This window comes from Novosphingobium sp. GV079, from assembly GCF_003058045.1.
GTDB classification, from domain to species: Bacteria; Pseudomonadota; Alphaproteobacteria; order Sphingomonadales; family Sphingomonadaceae; genus Novosphingobium; species Novosphingobium capsulatum.
In genome coordinates this window covers 84,143-99,010 of sequence record NZ_QBUE01000011.1, presented here as the reverse complement: position 1 = coordinate 99,010, position 14,868 = coordinate 84,143, and the positions used below count along the sequence as shown (strand labels likewise).

General features: G+C 66.3%; 15 protein-coding genes and 1 tRNA gene. 14 read left to right on the top strand and 2 right to left on the bottom strand.

All coding sequences use genetic code 11. The features are described 5' to 3' along the window. The first annotated feature begins 60 nt into the window (after window positions 1-60). The 3 genes from gap (at window position 61) to C8K14_RS14815 (ending at window position 3,400) form a co-directional block, all read left to right on the top strand. Window positions 61-1,068 carry a type I glyceraldehyde-3-phosphate dehydrogenase gene (gap, locus tag C8K14_RS14825; RefSeq protein ID WP_022674902.1) on the top strand — a complete coding sequence of 336 codons (1,008 nt, stop codon included), beginning with the start codon at window positions 61-63 and terminating at the stop codon, window positions 1,066-1,068. A 93-nt stretch (window positions 1,069-1,161) separates the two neighbouring features. Further along, window positions 1,162-2,358, top strand: a complete 1,197-nt coding sequence (gene pgk / locus C8K14_RS14820; protein WP_107717215.1) for a phosphoglycerate kinase — start codon at window positions 1,162-1,164, stop codon at window positions 2,356-2,358. 139 nt (window positions 2,359-2,497) lie between these two features. Next, entirely contained in the window at window positions 2,498-3,400 is a 903-nt protein-coding gene (locus C8K14_RS14815; protein WP_022674904.1) for a fructose bisphosphate aldolase, read from the top strand. Here the strand turns inward: C8K14_RS14815 and C8K14_RS14810 are convergent. Beyond that, window positions 3,390-3,752 (bottom strand): hypothetical protein, encoded by a 363-nt coding sequence (locus C8K14_RS14810; RefSeq protein ID WP_133726826.1) that lies wholly within the window; start codon window positions 3,750-3,752, stop codon window positions 3,390-3,392. The genes C8K14_RS14815 and C8K14_RS14810 overlap by 11 nt on opposite strands. Before the next feature lie 92 nt (window positions 3,753-3,844). Here C8K14_RS14810 and thiE point away from each other — a divergent pair, with 92 nt between their 5' ends. The 3 genes from thiE (at window position 3,845) to C8K14_RS14795 (ending at window position 7,787) form a co-directional block, all read left to right on the top strand. Continuing rightward, the gene (gene thiE, locus C8K14_RS14805; RefSeq protein WP_022674906.1) at window positions 3,845-4,543 is read left to right on the top strand and encodes a thiamine phosphate synthase; all 699 of its coding nucleotides are present in this window, start codon (window positions 3,845-3,847) and stop codon (window positions 4,541-4,543) included. 99 nt (window positions 4,544-4,642) lie between these two features. Then, complete coding sequence (locus C8K14_RS14800) at window positions 4,643-5,752, top strand: L,D-transpeptidase (protein ID WP_107717214.1); 1,110 nt, start codon at window positions 4,643-4,645, stop codon at window positions 5,750-5,752. Between the two features lie 85 nt (window positions 5,753-5,837). Beyond that, complete coding sequence (locus C8K14_RS14795; protein WP_107717213.1) at window positions 5,838-7,787, top strand: OPT family oligopeptide transporter; 1,950 nt, start codon at window positions 5,838-5,840, stop codon at window positions 7,785-7,787. A 43-nt stretch (window positions 7,788-7,830) separates the two neighbouring features. On the opposite strand, the gene C8K14_RS14790 is transcribed toward C8K14_RS14795, so the two are convergent. Then, window positions 7,831-8,265, bottom strand: coding sequence for a hypothetical protein (locus C8K14_RS14790; RefSeq protein WP_054131024.1), 435 nt, complete (start codon window positions 8,263-8,265; stop codon window positions 7,831-7,833). A gap of 93 nt (window positions 8,266-8,358) precedes the next feature. On the opposite strand from C8K14_RS14790, the gene efp reads away from it, so the two are divergent. From efp to C8K14_RS14750, 8 genes are all read left to right on the top strand, one after another. Further along, entirely contained in the window at window positions 8,359-8,922 is a 564-nt protein-coding gene (efp, locus tag C8K14_RS14785) for an elongation factor P (RefSeq protein ID WP_022674910.1), read from the top strand. Window positions 8,923-8,926: 4 nt separating this feature from the next. Further along, entirely contained in the window at window positions 8,927-9,745 is an 819-nt protein-coding gene (locus C8K14_RS14780) for an inositol monophosphatase family protein (RefSeq protein ID WP_054131026.1), read from the top strand. A 54-nt stretch (window positions 9,746-9,799) separates the two neighbouring features. Next, window positions 9,800-9,883 (top strand) — tRNA-Leu (locus tag C8K14_RS14775). 79 nt (window positions 9,884-9,962) lie between these two features. After that, window positions 9,963-11,717, top strand: a complete 1,755-nt coding sequence (locus tag C8K14_RS14770) for a chloride channel protein (RefSeq protein WP_054131235.1) — start codon at window positions 9,963-9,965, stop codon at window positions 11,715-11,717. Window positions 11,718-11,834: 117 nt separating this feature from the next. After that, entirely contained in the window at window positions 11,835-12,347 is a 513-nt protein-coding gene (locus C8K14_RS14765; protein ID WP_022674913.1) for a hypothetical protein, read from the top strand. Between the two features lie 59 nt (window positions 12,348-12,406). Continuing rightward, window positions 12,407-13,774, top strand: a complete 1,368-nt coding sequence (gene radA / locus C8K14_RS14760) for a DNA repair protein RadA (RefSeq protein ID WP_107717212.1) — start codon at window positions 12,407-12,409, stop codon at window positions 13,772-13,774. 10 nt (window positions 13,775-13,784) lie between these two features. Then, a complete protein-coding gene (locus C8K14_RS14755; RefSeq protein WP_107717211.1) occupies window positions 13,785-14,396 on the top strand; it encodes a CvpA family protein in 612 nt (203 codons plus the stop codon). 1 nt (window position 14,397) lies between these two features. Continuing rightward, window positions 14,398-14,829, top strand: a complete 432-nt coding sequence (locus C8K14_RS14750; protein WP_166643363.1) for an iron-sulfur cluster assembly scaffold protein — start codon at window positions 14,398-14,400, stop codon at window positions 14,827-14,829. Window positions 14,830-14,868 lie beyond the last annotated feature (39 nt).

Below are 14,868 nucleotides of genomic sequence, written 5' to 3'. Positions count from 1 at the left end.
GCCGCTCGGCTCCAAGTCACCCCCATCCATCCGGTGTCTTCAATTCTAAGGAGTAAGACCATGGCGACCAAGGTTGCAATCAACGGTTTCGGGCGCATCGGCCGCAACGTGGCACGTGCCATTCTCGAACGGCCCGACTGCGGCCTGGAACTGGTCGCCATCAACGACCTCGCCAGCGCCAAGGCCAATGCCCTGCTGTTCAAGCGCGACAGCGTGCACGGCGCCTATCCCGGCACCGTGGAAGTGGATGGCAACGACCTGGTGATCGACGGCAAGCGCATCAAGGTGACCGCCGAGCGTGATCCCGCCAAGCTGCCGCACGCCGAACTGGGCATCGATATCGCCCTGGAATGCACCGGCTTCTTCACCGACCGTGAAGGCGGCATGAAGCACATCGAAGCCGGCGCCAAGAAGGTGCTGATCTCGGCTCCGGCCAAGAACGTTGACCTGACGGTCGTGTTCGGCGTGAACCACGACAAGCTGACCGCCGATCACGTGATCGTGTCGAACGCCTCGTGCACCACCAACTGCCTGGCGCCGTTCGCCAAGGTGCTCAACGATGCCATCGGTATCGAGCGTGGCCTGATGACCACGGTGCACAGCTACACCAACGACCAGAAGATTCTGGACCAGATCCACTCCGACCCGCGCCGTTCGCGCGCTGCCGCGATGAGCATGATCCCCACCACCACCGGTGCCGCCCGCGCTGTGGGTGAAGTGCTGCCCGAACTCAAGGGCAAGCTCGATGGTTCGGCGATCCGCGTGCCGACCCCGAACGTTTCGGTGGTGGACCTCACGTTCCAGCCCAAGCGCGACACGACCAAGGAAGAAGTCAACGCGCTGCTCAAGGCAGCGGCCGAAGGCCCGCTCAAGGGCGTGCTGGCCTATAGCGAAGAACCGCTGGTCTCGATCGACTACAACCACGATGCTCACTCGTCGACGGTCGACAGCCTGGAAACGGCCGTGATCGATGGCAAGCTGGTGCGCGTGCTGTCGTGGTACGACAACGAATGGGGCTTCTCCAACCGCATGGTCGATACGGCCGGCGCGATGGGCAAGCTGATCTGATCACCTGAATGCGAAGGCCCGGTGCCCGCGCGTCTGCCCACAAGGCAGAGGCGGGCGCCGGGCCTTTTCCTTATGGAACAGGGGTATAGGCCCATGACTTTCAAGACTCTCGATGATCTGGGCGACGTTACCGGCCAGGCCGTGCTGGTGCGCGAAGATCTCAACGTGCCGATGGCCGATGGCCAGGTGACCGACGACACCCGCCTGCGCGCTGCCGTGCCGACCCTGACCGAACTGGCCGACAAGGGCGCCAAGGTGCTCGTCCTTGCGCACTTCGGCCGCCCCAAGGGCGAACGCAGCGAGGCCAATTCGCTCAGGCAGGTGCTGCCCGCGCTCAGCCACGTGCTGGGCCGTCCGGTCGCCTTCATCGACGATTGCGCCGGGGCCGAGGCGGAAGCTGCGGTGGCCGCGCTCGACAATGGCACGATCGCCGTTCTGGAAAACACCCGCTTTCACAAGGGTGAGGAAAAGAACGATCCCGAACTGGTTGCCGCGATCGCCAAGCTGGGCCAGGCCTATGTGAACGACGCGTTCTCTGCCGCGCACCGCGCCCACGCTTCTACCGAAGGCCTGGCCAAGGTGCTGCCCGCCTATGCCGGTCGCGCCATGCAGGCCGAACTCGAAGCGCTGGAAAAGGCGCTGGGCAAGCCGGTGAAGCCGGTGGCCGCCGTGGTCGGCGGGGCCAAGGTTTCGACCAAGCTCGACGTGCTCAAGCATCTGGTGTCCAAGGTCGATCACCTGATCATCGGCGGTGGCATGGCCAACACGTTCCTGGCCGCGCGCGGCGTGGACGTGGGCAAGTCGCTGTGCGAGCATGACCTGACCGGCACCGCGGAAGAAATTCTCGACAACGCCGACAAGGCCGGCTGCACCGTGCACCTGCCCTACGACGTTGTCCTGTCCAAGGAATTTGCCGCCAATCCGCCCAGCTTGCGCACTGCCAACGTGCACGAAGTGGGCGCTGACGAAATGATCCTCGACGTGGGCCCGGCAGCGGTCGAAGCGCTGGGTGACGTGCTCAAGACCTGCCGCACCCTGGTGTGGAACGGGCCGATGGGTGCGTTCGAAATGGCACCCTTCGATGCCGCCACGGTGGCGCTGGCCAAGACGGCCGCCGCGCTGACCAAGGAAGGCTCGCTGGTTTCGGTGGCCGGGGGCGGGGACACGGTCGCCGCGCTCAACCATGCTGGCGTGGCGGGTGATTTTTCTTACATTTCAACCGCTGGCGGCGCTTTCCTCGAATGGATGGAAGGCAAGGAACTGCCCGGCGTGGCGGCTCTCGAAGCCTGATCGCAACTTTTTTACAGGCGCGTGTTGCAGTGCAGCGCGCGCCTGTTTATTGCGTGGGTGTGCATAGGTATGCGCAGCCAGATTCGCTCACCTGATTGCGGCGCCCGCGCGCTGCTGCCCCAGATCCACAGGACCGATCATGAACCACGCTGAAATGACCGAAAAGATGGCCGCCGGACATGGCTTCATCGCCGCGCTGGACCAGAGCGGCGGGTCCACGCCCAAGGCGCTCAAGGGCTATGGCGTTGAGGAAAGCGCATATTCCAACGACGAGGAAATGTTCGGCCTGATCCACGAGATGCGCAGCCGGATCATTCGTTCGGGCGTGTTCAACGGCGAAAAGGTGATTGGCGCCATCCTGTTCGAACGCACCATGGATGGCACCGTGGATGGCAAGCCCGTGCCCACCGCCCTGATCGAAAAGGGTATCGTGCCTTTCATCAAGGTGGACAAGGGCCTGGAAACCGAAGCCAACGGCGTGCAACTGATGAAGCCGATGCCTGAACTCGACGCTCTTGTGGCGCGGTCCAAGGCGCTAGGCGTGTTCGGCACCAAGGAGCGTTCGGTGATCAATTCGGCCAATGCCGAAGGCATCGCCGCCGTCGTCAAGCAGCAGTTCGAAGTGGGCCTGCAGATCCTGGCGGGTGGCCTGATGCCGATCATCGAGCCGGAAGTGAACATCAAGAGCGAGACTCGCGAAGCCTGCGACACGCTGCTGCGTGACGAAATCCTCAAGGCACTCGATGCCTTGCCCCAGGGCACCAAGGTCATGCTCAAGCTGTCGCTGCCCAAGGTGCCCGGCACGTTTGACGCGCTGGTCGATCACCCGGCGGTGCTGCGCGTAGTTGCGCTGTCGGGTGGCTTTGCCCGGCCCGAGGCTTGCGTGGAACTGTCGAAGAACCGCGGCATCATCGCCAGCTTCAGCCGCGCGCTGCTGGAAGACCTGCGCTATCAGATGACCGACGCGGAATTCGATGCCGCGCTGGGCGGCGCCATCGATGAAATCTTTGCCGGCTCTACCCAGAAGCTGGTTACGGCGTAATCACGCTGAAATGAAACCGCCATGCGCCTGGCAGGATTCGCCTGTCGGTGCGCTTGGCGGGTTCGGCGCTATCGAGCGTCACGCCCGAGGCATCGGGCTTGCCCAGTTCCAGGTTGCGCGTTTCACGACCCACCCGCGTGGCAACGATGAGACGACCGGCGGTGATGCACCGGGCGTTTTCGGGGCAGCGGCTGTCTTCCACCACCGATAGCGGGCGCACCGTCTGGCTGCCCACCCGCGTCGCTTCGCCAAGCCGGGCCAGACCATCGCTGCGCGGCGATTGGGGCAGGGTGGCGCAGGCGCCAATGGCAATGAGCGAAAGCAGCGGCAGCAGCGGGGGCAGGATCCTCATGCCCATGCCAATGCTTCGCCCGCCGCGCGGGTTCCCGGGCGATTTCGCGCAAAGATGGACGCGCGAAGGCGAAACCGGTAGGGGCGGCGACCATGACCAAACTTGCCAGCCATCTTTACCTGATCTCGCCCCTCGATGTGGGTGGCGATTTTGCCGATCGCCTTGCCCGTGCGCTCGATGCCGGGCCGGTGGCGGCGTTCCAGTTTCGCGTCAAGGATGTGGACGAGCATGCCGCGGCCAAGCTGGCCGACCCGCTCCAGCGCATCTGCGCCGATCGTGACGTGGCGTTCATCGTCAACGATTCGGTCAGCCTGGCCAAGCGCCTTGGCGCCGATGGCGTGCACCTGGGGCAGGACGATGGCAGCGTGGCCGATGCGCGCCAACGCCTGGGCCGCGATGTGCAGATCGGCGTGACCTGCCATGCCAGCCGCCACCTGGCGATGGAAGCGGGCGAGGGCGGCGCCGATTACGTGGCCTTTGGCGCGTTCTATCCCAGCGGCACCAAGGAAACCAAGCACCGCGCCGCGCCCGAATTGCTGGCCTGGTGGTCTGCCGTGTTCGAACTGCCCTGCGTGGCGATTGGCGGCATCACCCCGGAAAACTGCGCGCCGTTGGTCACTGCCGGCGCTGATTTCCTCGCGGTGAGCGGGGCGGTCTGGGCCAATGGCCAGGGCCTGGATGAAGCAGGGGCGGTTGCAGCCTTCCTGCGCACCATTGCCGAGGCGCCACCGCGCGAAACCGAAGGATTGGGCGATCTTCGCGCCGACGACGCCGACGTCGAACCGGATTGATTGCGCGAACGCGGGAACCATCAGGAAAGATTGCGGTTTTGGCGTGGCAGCGCTGCGCCAATACACGCACGTGGCGGCTGCCCCGTTCACGGAGACCTGATGACCCGCAAAAGCCGGCTTGCCCCCTTCGCCGCACTTTCCCTTGTTGCCCTTGCCCTTTCTACCACGGCCTGCAACCAATCCACGCCCGACGATGCCGCCAGCGGCTCGGCCAGCGCCACCGCCAATCTGCCCGGCGCCGATAGCATGGCCTCGCAGGATGCCGGCCCGGGTGAACCGGCAGCCCATCCCGACGATGTCGCGCGCCCCGAAATGCAGATGCAGGTGCTGCTCGATCGCGCCGGCTTCTCCCCCGGCGTGGTGGATGGCACGCTGAACGCGGCCACGCGCAATGCCTTGCGCGCCTATCAGCAGGCGAACCAGTTGAACGCGACGGGCACGCTGGACGATGCCACCCGCGCCTATTTTTCGCGGCAGAGCAACATTCCCGCCACCCGCGTGGTGACCATCCCGGCCAGCTTTGCCGCCGGCCCGTTTGCGCCTCTGCCCAAGGATCCTTCGGCCCAGGCCAAGCTGCCGGCGCTCGGCTATGCCAGCCTTGACGAAAAGCTGGGCGAGCGGTTCCACACCACGCCCGAAGTGCTTCACGCGCTCAATCCCGGCGCGCCGCCGTTCGCCGCTGGGTCAAAGCTGCGCGTGCCCAACGTGGGCGCAGATGCCATCGATCCGGCGCAGGTCAGCAATGCCGCCTGGCGGCAGACCCTGGCCGATCTGGGAGTGGGCACGCAGCAACCCCATGCCACGCGCATCGTCGTCAGCCGCAAGGCCGGCACACTGTCGGTCTATGACAGCCAGGACGAACTGGTCGCGCTGTTCACTGTCACCACCGGCTCGCAGCACGATCCGCTGCCGCTGGGCAAGTGGAAGATCAACGGCATCGATCGCAATCCCAAGTACCATTACAACCCCGCGCTGTTCTGGGACGTTTCGGATGCCAAGCCCGAAGCGATGCTGCCGCCTGGCCCCAACAGCCCGGTCGGCGTGGTGTGGATCGATCTGTCCAAGCCGCACTACGGCATCCACGGCACGCCCGAGCCGGCCGCGATCGGCAAGAGCGAGAGCCATGGCTGCGTGCGGCTGACCAACTGGGATGCAGCGCGCCTGTCCGAGATGGTCGACCAGCAAACCCAGGTCGAATTCGTCGCCTGATCTTCGTTTGGCGCCATCTTTCCTTTGCTGTCTGCCCGTGCCACACGGCAGGCAGCAAAGAGAATATGGCGGCAAGAAGGATGCAATGGTGGCAAGTGGCAGCAATCCCCGGGAATTGACGTGGCGCGGTGTCGCGCTGGGCGCGGTGTTGACGGTGGTCTTTACCGCAGCCAACGTCTATCTTGGGCTGCGCATCGGGTTGACGTTCGCCACCTCCATCCCGGCGGCGGTGATTTCCATGGCGATCCTGCGCCTCTTGCCGGGATCGACCATCCAGGAAAACAATATCGTCCAGACGATCGCCAGTTCGGCAGGCACGCTCTCGGCCATCGTCTTCGTGCTGCCGGGCCTGGTCATGGTCGGCTGGTGGAGCGGCTTTCCCTATTGGCAATCGGTGGCGGTGATCGCCATCGGCGGCATCTTGGGCGTGATGTATTCCGTGCCGCTGCGCCGCGCCTTGGTGACCGGTTCTGATCTGCCTTATCCCGAAGGCGTTGCTGCGGCCGAAGTGCTCAAGGTTGGCGCGGGTGAGGGCGGCGTCGAGGAAAACCGCCGTGGCCTGGCCGCCGTTGCCACTGGCACCGGGCTTTCGGTCGCCTATCCCCTGCTCGCCAAGCTGGGCCTGGTGGCCGAAGAGGCCAGCGGCGTGTTCCGCTTCGCCGGTGGTGCCACCACGGCCGGCGGTGGCCTGTCGCTGGCGCTGATCGGCGTGGGTCACCTGGTGGGCCTGGCCGTGGGGCTGGCGATCCTGACCGGCGTAATCATCGGCTTTGGCGTCCTGCTGCCGATCTACACCGCCGTCGGCGCGCCCGCCGGCACCGAATTGGCCGATTTCGTTTCCGGCGTGTTCCGCGCCAAGATCCGCTTCATCGGTGCTGGCACCATCGGCGTTGCCGCGATCTGGACCCTGCTGCGCGTGATCGGCCCGATCGTGCGCGGCATTGCCGGCGCGCTAGCCGCCAGCCGCGCCCGCGCTGCCGATGGCTATGCCGGGGTGGCCCTGGCCGAACGCGATCTGCCAATCGGCCTGGTCGGTGGCACGATCGTGGTCTTGATGCTGCCGATCGCCGCGCTGCTGGCCGGCTTTGCCAGCGGCGGCCCGGTGGCTGATCACCTGGTTCCGACGCTGCTCGCGGCTGTCGCCTATGTGCTGGTGGCCGGCGTCGTCATCGCCTCGGTCTGTGGCTACATGGCGGGGCTGATCGGTGCGTCGAACAGCCCGATTTCGGGCGTGGGTATCCTGGCCGCGCTGGGGATTGCGTTGGTCATGCTGGCGCTGTTCGGCCACGTCGCCGATCCGGCCGCCGGCAAGGCGCTGGTGGCCTTTGCCCTGTTCGTCACGGCACTGGTGTTTGGTGTCGCCACCATTTCCAACGACAACCTGCAGGATCTCAAGACCGGCGAACTGGTTGGCGCCACGCCGTGGCGGCAGCAGGTGGCGCTGGTGCTGGGCGTGGTGTTCGGCGCGGTGGTGATCCCGCCCATCCTCACGCTGCTCAACGGCACGTTCGGCTTTGCCGGCGCGCCCGGCGCCGGGCCAGAGGCACTGGCCGCGCCACAGGCGGCGCTGATTTCCGCAATCATCCAGGGCGTGTTGGGGCAGGGCCTCGATTGGAAACTCATCGCGCTGGGCGCGGGCATCGGCGCGGTGGCCATCGCCATCGACGAAGGCCTGCGCGCGACGCGCAAGGGTTCGCTGCCGCCGCTGGCCGTGGGCATGGGCATGTATCTGCCGATGCCGACCACGCTGCCCGTGGTGGTGGGCGCGGTGCTTGGCCATTTCTACAACCGCTGGGCCATGGGCCAGCGCGATCCTGCCCTGGCAGAGCGCATGGGCGTGCTCACTGCCACCGGCCTGATCGTGGGCGACGGGCTGTTCAACATTGCCTTTGCCGCGATCGTGGCCGGCAGTGGCAAGGCCGATATCATGACAGTGGTGGCGCACAATGCCTGGGCCATGCCGCTGGGCCTGGCGCTGTTTGGCGCGCTGATCGCCTTTGCCTATGCCCGCATGGCGCGCGGCGCCCGCATTTGACTTAGGCTCGCCGGCCCCGTGTGTGGGCCGGCGGCAACAGCGTTCAGTTCGCCCCGTTCACGCCGGCTTCGGGCGCATCGGCAAAGCCGCCGCTGGGCGCGCCGGTGCGGGTGCAGCGCACACCGGTGCGCTTGCCGTTGGCATCAAGCTGCAGCACCGTGTTCGGGCCCTGCGCCTGAAACGTCCGGCCGTAATAGGGGCCCGAGGTAAAGCTCATCGCCCGGCCCAGCAGGATATAGGTGCCGCCCCCCTTGCCATCGGGCGTGCGATAGCTGGAATCGGGCGTAATGCGAAATTCCTGGTCGGGCACATGGCGCGGCAGAATCGCGGCATCGCCGCCCTGTTCGCAGGTCCAGCGGCCATTGTGCAGCGTGCCCAGATCACCGCCCGGCACGGCATGGGCCGGCAGCGAGGCGGTGGATGCGGCCAGCATCAGGGCAAGGGCCGCCAGCGAGGCATTGCGTGCGCGCATGGTCATGCCGCACCGGCTAGCATGCATCAGCGGCTTGAAGCAATCGGCCACCTCGGCTAAGGCGCGGCCTTTCCTACTTTGGTCAGGGCTCTTTCCATCATGAAGATCAGCGGCGTGGACATCCGTCCGGGCAACATCCTGGAATACGAAAAAGGCATCTGGAAGGTTGCCAAGACCCAGCACACCCAGCCCGGCAAGGGCGGCGCGTTCATGCAGGTCGAAATGAAGAACCTGATCGATGGCCGGAAGACCAACGTGCGCTTTCGCAGCGCCGATACGGTCGAGCGCGTGCGCCTCGATACCAAGGACTTCCAGTTCCTCTATGCCGAGGGCGATGACCTGGTGTTCATGGACGTGGAAACCTACGACCAAATCACGCTGCCCAGCGATCTTCTCGGCGATGCCGCCGCGTTCCTGCAGGATGGCATGACCGTGCTGCTCGAAATGTATGACGAGCGCCCGATCTCGGTCGAACTGCCCGAAACCGTCGAAGCCACCATCGTCGAAGCCGATGCCGTGGTGAAGGGCCAGACCGCCTCTTCGTCGTACAAGCCGGCCGTGCTCGACAATGGCGTGCGCATCCTGGTGCCGCCGCACATCGAAAGCGGCACGCGCATCGTGGTGGACGTGTACGAGCGTTCCTACGTCGGCAAGGCGGGCTGATCTCATGGCGATTTCCGGTCTCGTCCGGGTGATGGAGCGTGCCGCCCGCAAGGCTGGCACGCGCCTGCGCCGCGACTTCGGCGAAGTCGAGCACCTTCAGGTGAGCCGCAAGGGCCCGGCCGATTTCGTGTCCAAGGCTGATCGCGCTGCCGAGCAGACGATCTACGAGGAACTGCGCGCCGCGCGCCCCGACTGGGGCTTCCTGATGGAAGAAGGCGGCGTGGTTGAAGGCGATGCCACCAAGCCGCGCTGGATTATCGATCCGCTCGATGGCACCACCAATTTCCTCCACGGCATCCCGCATTTCGCGATCTCGATCGCGGTGCAGGAACCGGCGCTGGATGGTTCGGGTTGGGGCGATGTCATTGCCGGCCTGGTCTATCAGCCGATGACCGACGAAAGCTTCTGGGCCGAAAAGACCCGTGGCGCCTGGTTGCAGGATCGCCGCCTGCGCGTTTCGGCCCGCCGCAATCTCGAAGATGCGGTCGTTGCCACCGGCATTCCCTTCCTGGGTTATGGCGACATGGGCGAATGGACCCGCATCTATCATGAAATCGGCATGCGCGTGGCGGGCATCCGCCGCTTTGGCGCCGCGTCGCTCGATCTCGCCTGGGTTGCCGCTGGCCGCTATGATGGGTTCTGGGAAAGCAACCTCAAGCCGTGGGACACGGCCGCCGGGTGCCTTCTGGTGCGTGAAGCGGGCGGCTTCGTGTCGGACTATCGCGGCCGTTCGCAGCCGATCTGCGACGCAACCGTGCTGGCCGCCAACGATGCGATGCATTCCAAGCTGCACAAGCTGGTGGCAACTGCCATCAAGGCTTGAAAGTTGGTTGAACCTTTTTGCCGGGGCGGTTAAAGCGCCCCGGCAAGCCGCAGTGCCCCTGTGGTGGAATGGTAGACGCGACCGACTCAAAATCGGTTGTCGAAAGACGTGCCCGTTCGAGTCGGGCCAGGGGCACCATTTTCCGGCCATGCTGTTCCGGCTCTCGATCGCGGGTTGACCGATGCCCCATTCCGGCTCTTCCTCGCCCCGGCGCAGCATTTCCCACACATTGTCCAACACGCTGATCAAGCTGGTCGTGCGCCTGCGCCGTCTGCTGCGCGAGCGGGAAGCCGCCTTCATCGTCCTGGCGGCGATCGCCGGGGCATTGGCCGGCCTTTCGACCAACCTGCTCAGTTTCATCGCCCATGCCATGCAGCAGGTGTTCTATGGCCTGGAGGGCAACCGGCTGAGCGCGCTGGCCGAAATCCGCCATCCCTGGCGACTGCTCGCTCTGCCGCTCGGCGGCCTCGTCCTCGCGCTATGGGCGCGCTGGCTGCGCCGTCGCAATCGCCCGCTGATCGACGTGGTCGAAGCCAATGCCCTGCATGGCGGGCGCATTCCGCCCGCCGACAACCTGATCATTGCCGGGCAGACGGTGATTTCCAACGGCGTCGGCGCTTCGGTCGGGCTCGAGGCGGCCTATGCCCAGATGGGCGGTGGCATGGCATCGGTGCTGGGCCAGGCGATGAAGCTGCGCCGCAACGATCTGCGCACCCTGGTGGGCGCCGGGGCCGGGGCGGCGGTGGGCGCGGCGTTCAATGCGCCGCTCGCCGGCGCGTTCTATGCGTTCGAGATCGTGATTGGTTCGTTCGTGCCCGGCGCGGTGGCGCCGGTGATGGCGGCGGCGCTGGCGGCGGCTGGCATGTCGCGCCTGATGGGCAGCGAACCCTGGCTGATCGCTACCACGGCCGTGGGCCGCAGCCTCACGTTCGAGCATTACCTGGCCTATGGTGTGCTGGGGCTGGCGGCAGCGGTGGTCGGCATCATCGTCATGCGCCTGGTCACGGCGGCCGAACTGACGCTGGCGCGGTTCAAGTGGTTGGCGCGCTGGCGGCCGATCCTGGGTGGCTTCCTGCTGGTGCCGCTCGCCCTGCTGACGCCGCAATCACTGTCGGCCGGACACGGCGCGCTGCATCTCAACCTGGCACTGCGGCCTGGGCTGGATTTCCTCGGCCTGGTGCTCTTGGCCAAGATAGCCGCCTGCGTGGTTGCGCTGTCCAGCGGCTTTCGCGGCGGGCTGTTCTTTGCCTCGCTGTTCCTTGGCTCGGTGGTGGGGCAGGCCTTTTCGATCATCGCGGGGCAGCTGTTTCCCGGCCTCTCGCTCGATCCCACCGACGCGGCGCTGGTCGGCATGGCCGCGCTCAGTGTGTCGATCGTTGGCGGGCCGATGACGCTCGCCATGCTCATGCTGGAAATCACCCACGATTTCGCATTGATGGGCGTGGTCCTTACCGCGTCGCTGGTCTCGGGCACGCTGACCCGTGAAGTGTTCGGCTATTCGTTCTCCACTTGGCGCCTGCATGTGCGCGGCAGCAACATTCGCGGCCCGCGCGACATCGGCTGGATGCTCAACCTCTCGGCGGGGCGGATCATGCGCCGCGACTGGGTATCGATGCCCGAAGACCTGACGATCGAGGAATTCCGCACGCGCATGCCGCTCGGCTCGGCCAGCAAGGCGGTTCTGGTCGACGATGAGGGGCACTATCGCGGGATCATGGCCACGGCAGCGGCCTATCGCCCCGATCTCGCGCCCGACATGCGCCTGCACGCCCTGGCCGGCTTGACCGGCGTGACGCTTGGCCCCGCGTCAGACATCAAGGCGGTCCTGGCCCTGTTCGATGAATATGCCGCCGACGAAATCGCCGTGGTCGATGGCGTGGGCGTGGTGCAGGGGGTGATCACCGAACGCCACGCCCGCCGCCGCTATCTCGAAGAAGTGGAAGCCGCACAGCGCTCGACGTTCAGCGAATAGGCGCGGCTGCTTTTCCCTTCGCCTATGTCGTTGGCAGATTTCCGATCGCCTGGCGCGCGGGCAGGGATATAGCCCACGGCTCATCCTGTCGCGTCCGAAAAATGGAGATGCACGAGTATGTTGCAAAGCGCAGTGGCGATCGCTTCGCATACCCCGGTCTATGTCTGGTTCGTCCTTGGCCTCGTGCTGTTGCGGGCATGGCAGGCTACCCGTCCGCGCACGACCGGCCTGGCCGGGCCATTGGTGTTGCCGGGCTTGATCGTTGTCCTCGGCGTGGTCGGATTGGTTGCGGCGCATGCCACGGCGCTGGAAGTGGCCGTGTGGGTGGCCGCGTTGCTGCTGGGCGGGCTGGTCGGCCGGCCGCTGGGGCATCACCTGCTGTTGCGGGCCGAGCCGGGGCCGCCGGTGCGGCTGCATCTGCGCGGGAGCTGGCTGATCTTTGCGCTGATCCTCGTCATCTTTGCCCTGCGCTATGGCATGGCGGTGTTCGATGCGGTCGATCCCGTCACGGCGCATCAGCCCGCGCTGCGCCTGGTGGAAACGGTCGTGCGGGGCGCGCTGTCCGGGCTTTTGGTTGGTCGCGGGCTGGGCGTGCTGCTCTCAGCCCGGGCGATGCGCGCCGCTCATTGATGCCGCAATGGCGGCATCCGGCGCTTGCGTTCTTGCTCTGTTCGCGTTAGCGCGGGCTCATGGCCAAGCCCAAACGTCGTTATATCTGCCAGGCCTGTGGCAGTGTCTCTCCGCGCTGGCAGGGGCAGTGCCCCGATTGCGCCGAATGGAACACCCTGGTGGAAGAAGCGCCGCAGACGGTGTTTTCCGCCAAGCATGACCTGTCGAGCGGCGGCCGCGCGGTGCAGTTCGTCTCGCTCGATAGCCCGGTTGCCCTGCCGCAGCGGCGCAAGACGGGCCTGGCTGAATTCGATCGCGCCCTGGGCGGCGGGCTGGTGCCGGGCTCGGCCATCCTGATGGGTGGCGATCCCGGGATCGGCAAGTCCACCCTGCTGCTGCAGACGGCGGCCAGCATCGCCAACAGCGGCGGCATGGTCGTCTATATCAGCGGGGAAGAGGCGTCGGACCAGATCCGCCTGCGCGCCGATCGGCTGGGCCTGGGCAAAGCGCCGATCCGTCTCGCCTCCACCACTTCGGTGCGCGATATCCTCACCACACTGGGCAGCATGGACGCGCCGGCGCTGCTGGTGATCGATTCGATCCAGACCATGCATTCCGACCAGATCGAAGGCGCGCCCGGCACGGTCAGCCAGGTGCGCGGCTGCGCGTTCGAGCTGATCCGCTACGCCAAAGAAAACGGCGTGGCGCTGGTTCTGGTGGGGCACGTCACCAAGGATGGTTCGATCGCGGGCCCGCGCGTGCTCGAACACATGGTCGACGTGGTGATGAGCTTCGAAGGGGAGCGCAGCCACCAGTATCGCATCCTGCGCGCGATCAAGAACCGCTTTGGCGCAGTGGACGAAATCGGCGTTTTCGCCATGGCCGGAGCAGGGCTTGAGGAAGTGGGCAACCCCTCGCTCTTGTTCCTGTCGGGCCGGGAAGAGCCGGTGCCGGGCAGCGCCGTGTTTCCGGCGCTGGAGGGCACGCGGCCGGTCTTGGTCGAAATCCAGGCGCTCACCGTGCGCTTGGCCAGCGGCGCCACGCCGCGACGCGCCGTGGTGGGCTGGGATTCAGGCCGGCTGGCGATGCTGCTCGCCGTGCTCGAATCGCGCTGTGGCCTCAGCTTTTCCTCGGCCGAAGTCTATCTCAACGTGGCAGGCGGCTATCGCCTGACCGATCCTGCGGCCGATCTTGCCGTTGCCGCCGCGCTGGTGTCGGCGCTGGCCGATCGGCCCCTGGCGGCTGGCACCGCCTGGTTTGGCGAGGTCTCGCTCGCCGGTGAAGTGCGCCCCGTGGCGCATTCCGGGGTGCGCCTGCGCGAGGCGGCCAAGCTGGGCTTTACCCAGTTGCACGGCCCCGATGGCGCGGCGGAAAAGGTGGAGGGCTTGCGCTATTCCCCGATCCGCCTGCTCCCAAATCTCGTTGACCGGGTGATGGCCGGCGCTTAATCGCCGGGATATGACCGGCTTCGATTATGTTGTCTTCCTGGTCGTCGCGGTCGGCGCGATCGGCGGTTTCTTTCGCGGTTTCGTGGAGGAGGTGCTGTCGCTTGCGGCATGGTGCATCGTCCTGGTGGCAGTGCATTATGGCCTTGAACCGCTGACCGAGGCACTAAAACCCCACCTCAAGACCGAAACCGGCGCGGGCGTTCTTGCTTATGCGCTGCTGATGGTCGTGCCCTGGGGGCTGATGCGCCTGATCGCGCGCAAGATGGGTGCGGCCAGCCGCGATTCGATGCTGGGGCCGATCGATCGGCTGCTCGGCTTCGGGTTTGGCGCGGTCAAAGGCGCCATTCTCATGGTCCTGGGCTTTTCGCTGCTGGTCTTTGCCTATGACGTCGTCTGGGGCGTCAAGGGCCGGCCGGAATGGATCACGGCGGCGCGCACCTATCCCTTCCTCAATGCCGCGAGCGAGGAACTGGTGGCGATGATTGCCGAGCGGCGCGATGCTGCGGCCCAGGCGGCCGACGATCCCAACGCGCCTGATGGCGATGCTACGCCCAAGCCCAGCACCGCCGCGCACAAGAAAGCGACGCATCACCGCAAGCATGCGGTCAGCGCCGACAATTGAGATGAGCGCCACCGTTCTCTACACGCCCGAGGTGCTGGCCGCCGCCATGTCGCTGGCGCAATGGTCGTGGGACGAGAGCCTGCCTTTGGTGGGCGAGGCGCGTTCGCGCGCCTGCGGCAGCACGCTGCAGATCGGCCTGGCCCGTAACGATGCCGGCCAGATCACCCGCATCGGCCTTCGTCCCCATGCCTGCGCCGTGGGGCAGGCCGCCGCCCAGGTCTTTGCCGCCGCCGCCATCGGGCACACGGCCGAAAGCCTGACGCAGGCGCGCGCCGAACTGGGCGCATGGCTGGCGGGCGAGGGGGCAGAGCCGGATTGGCCGGGCATCGGCCTGCTGCGCACCGCGCGCGACTATCCCGGCCGCCACGGCGCGATCGTGCTGGCGTGGGACGCGGCGCTGGCAGCGCTGGCGGAGCCGGCCAAGGCAGGCTAAGGCATTCCCGGATAACAGTGCCCCGGGGGAAATTACGCA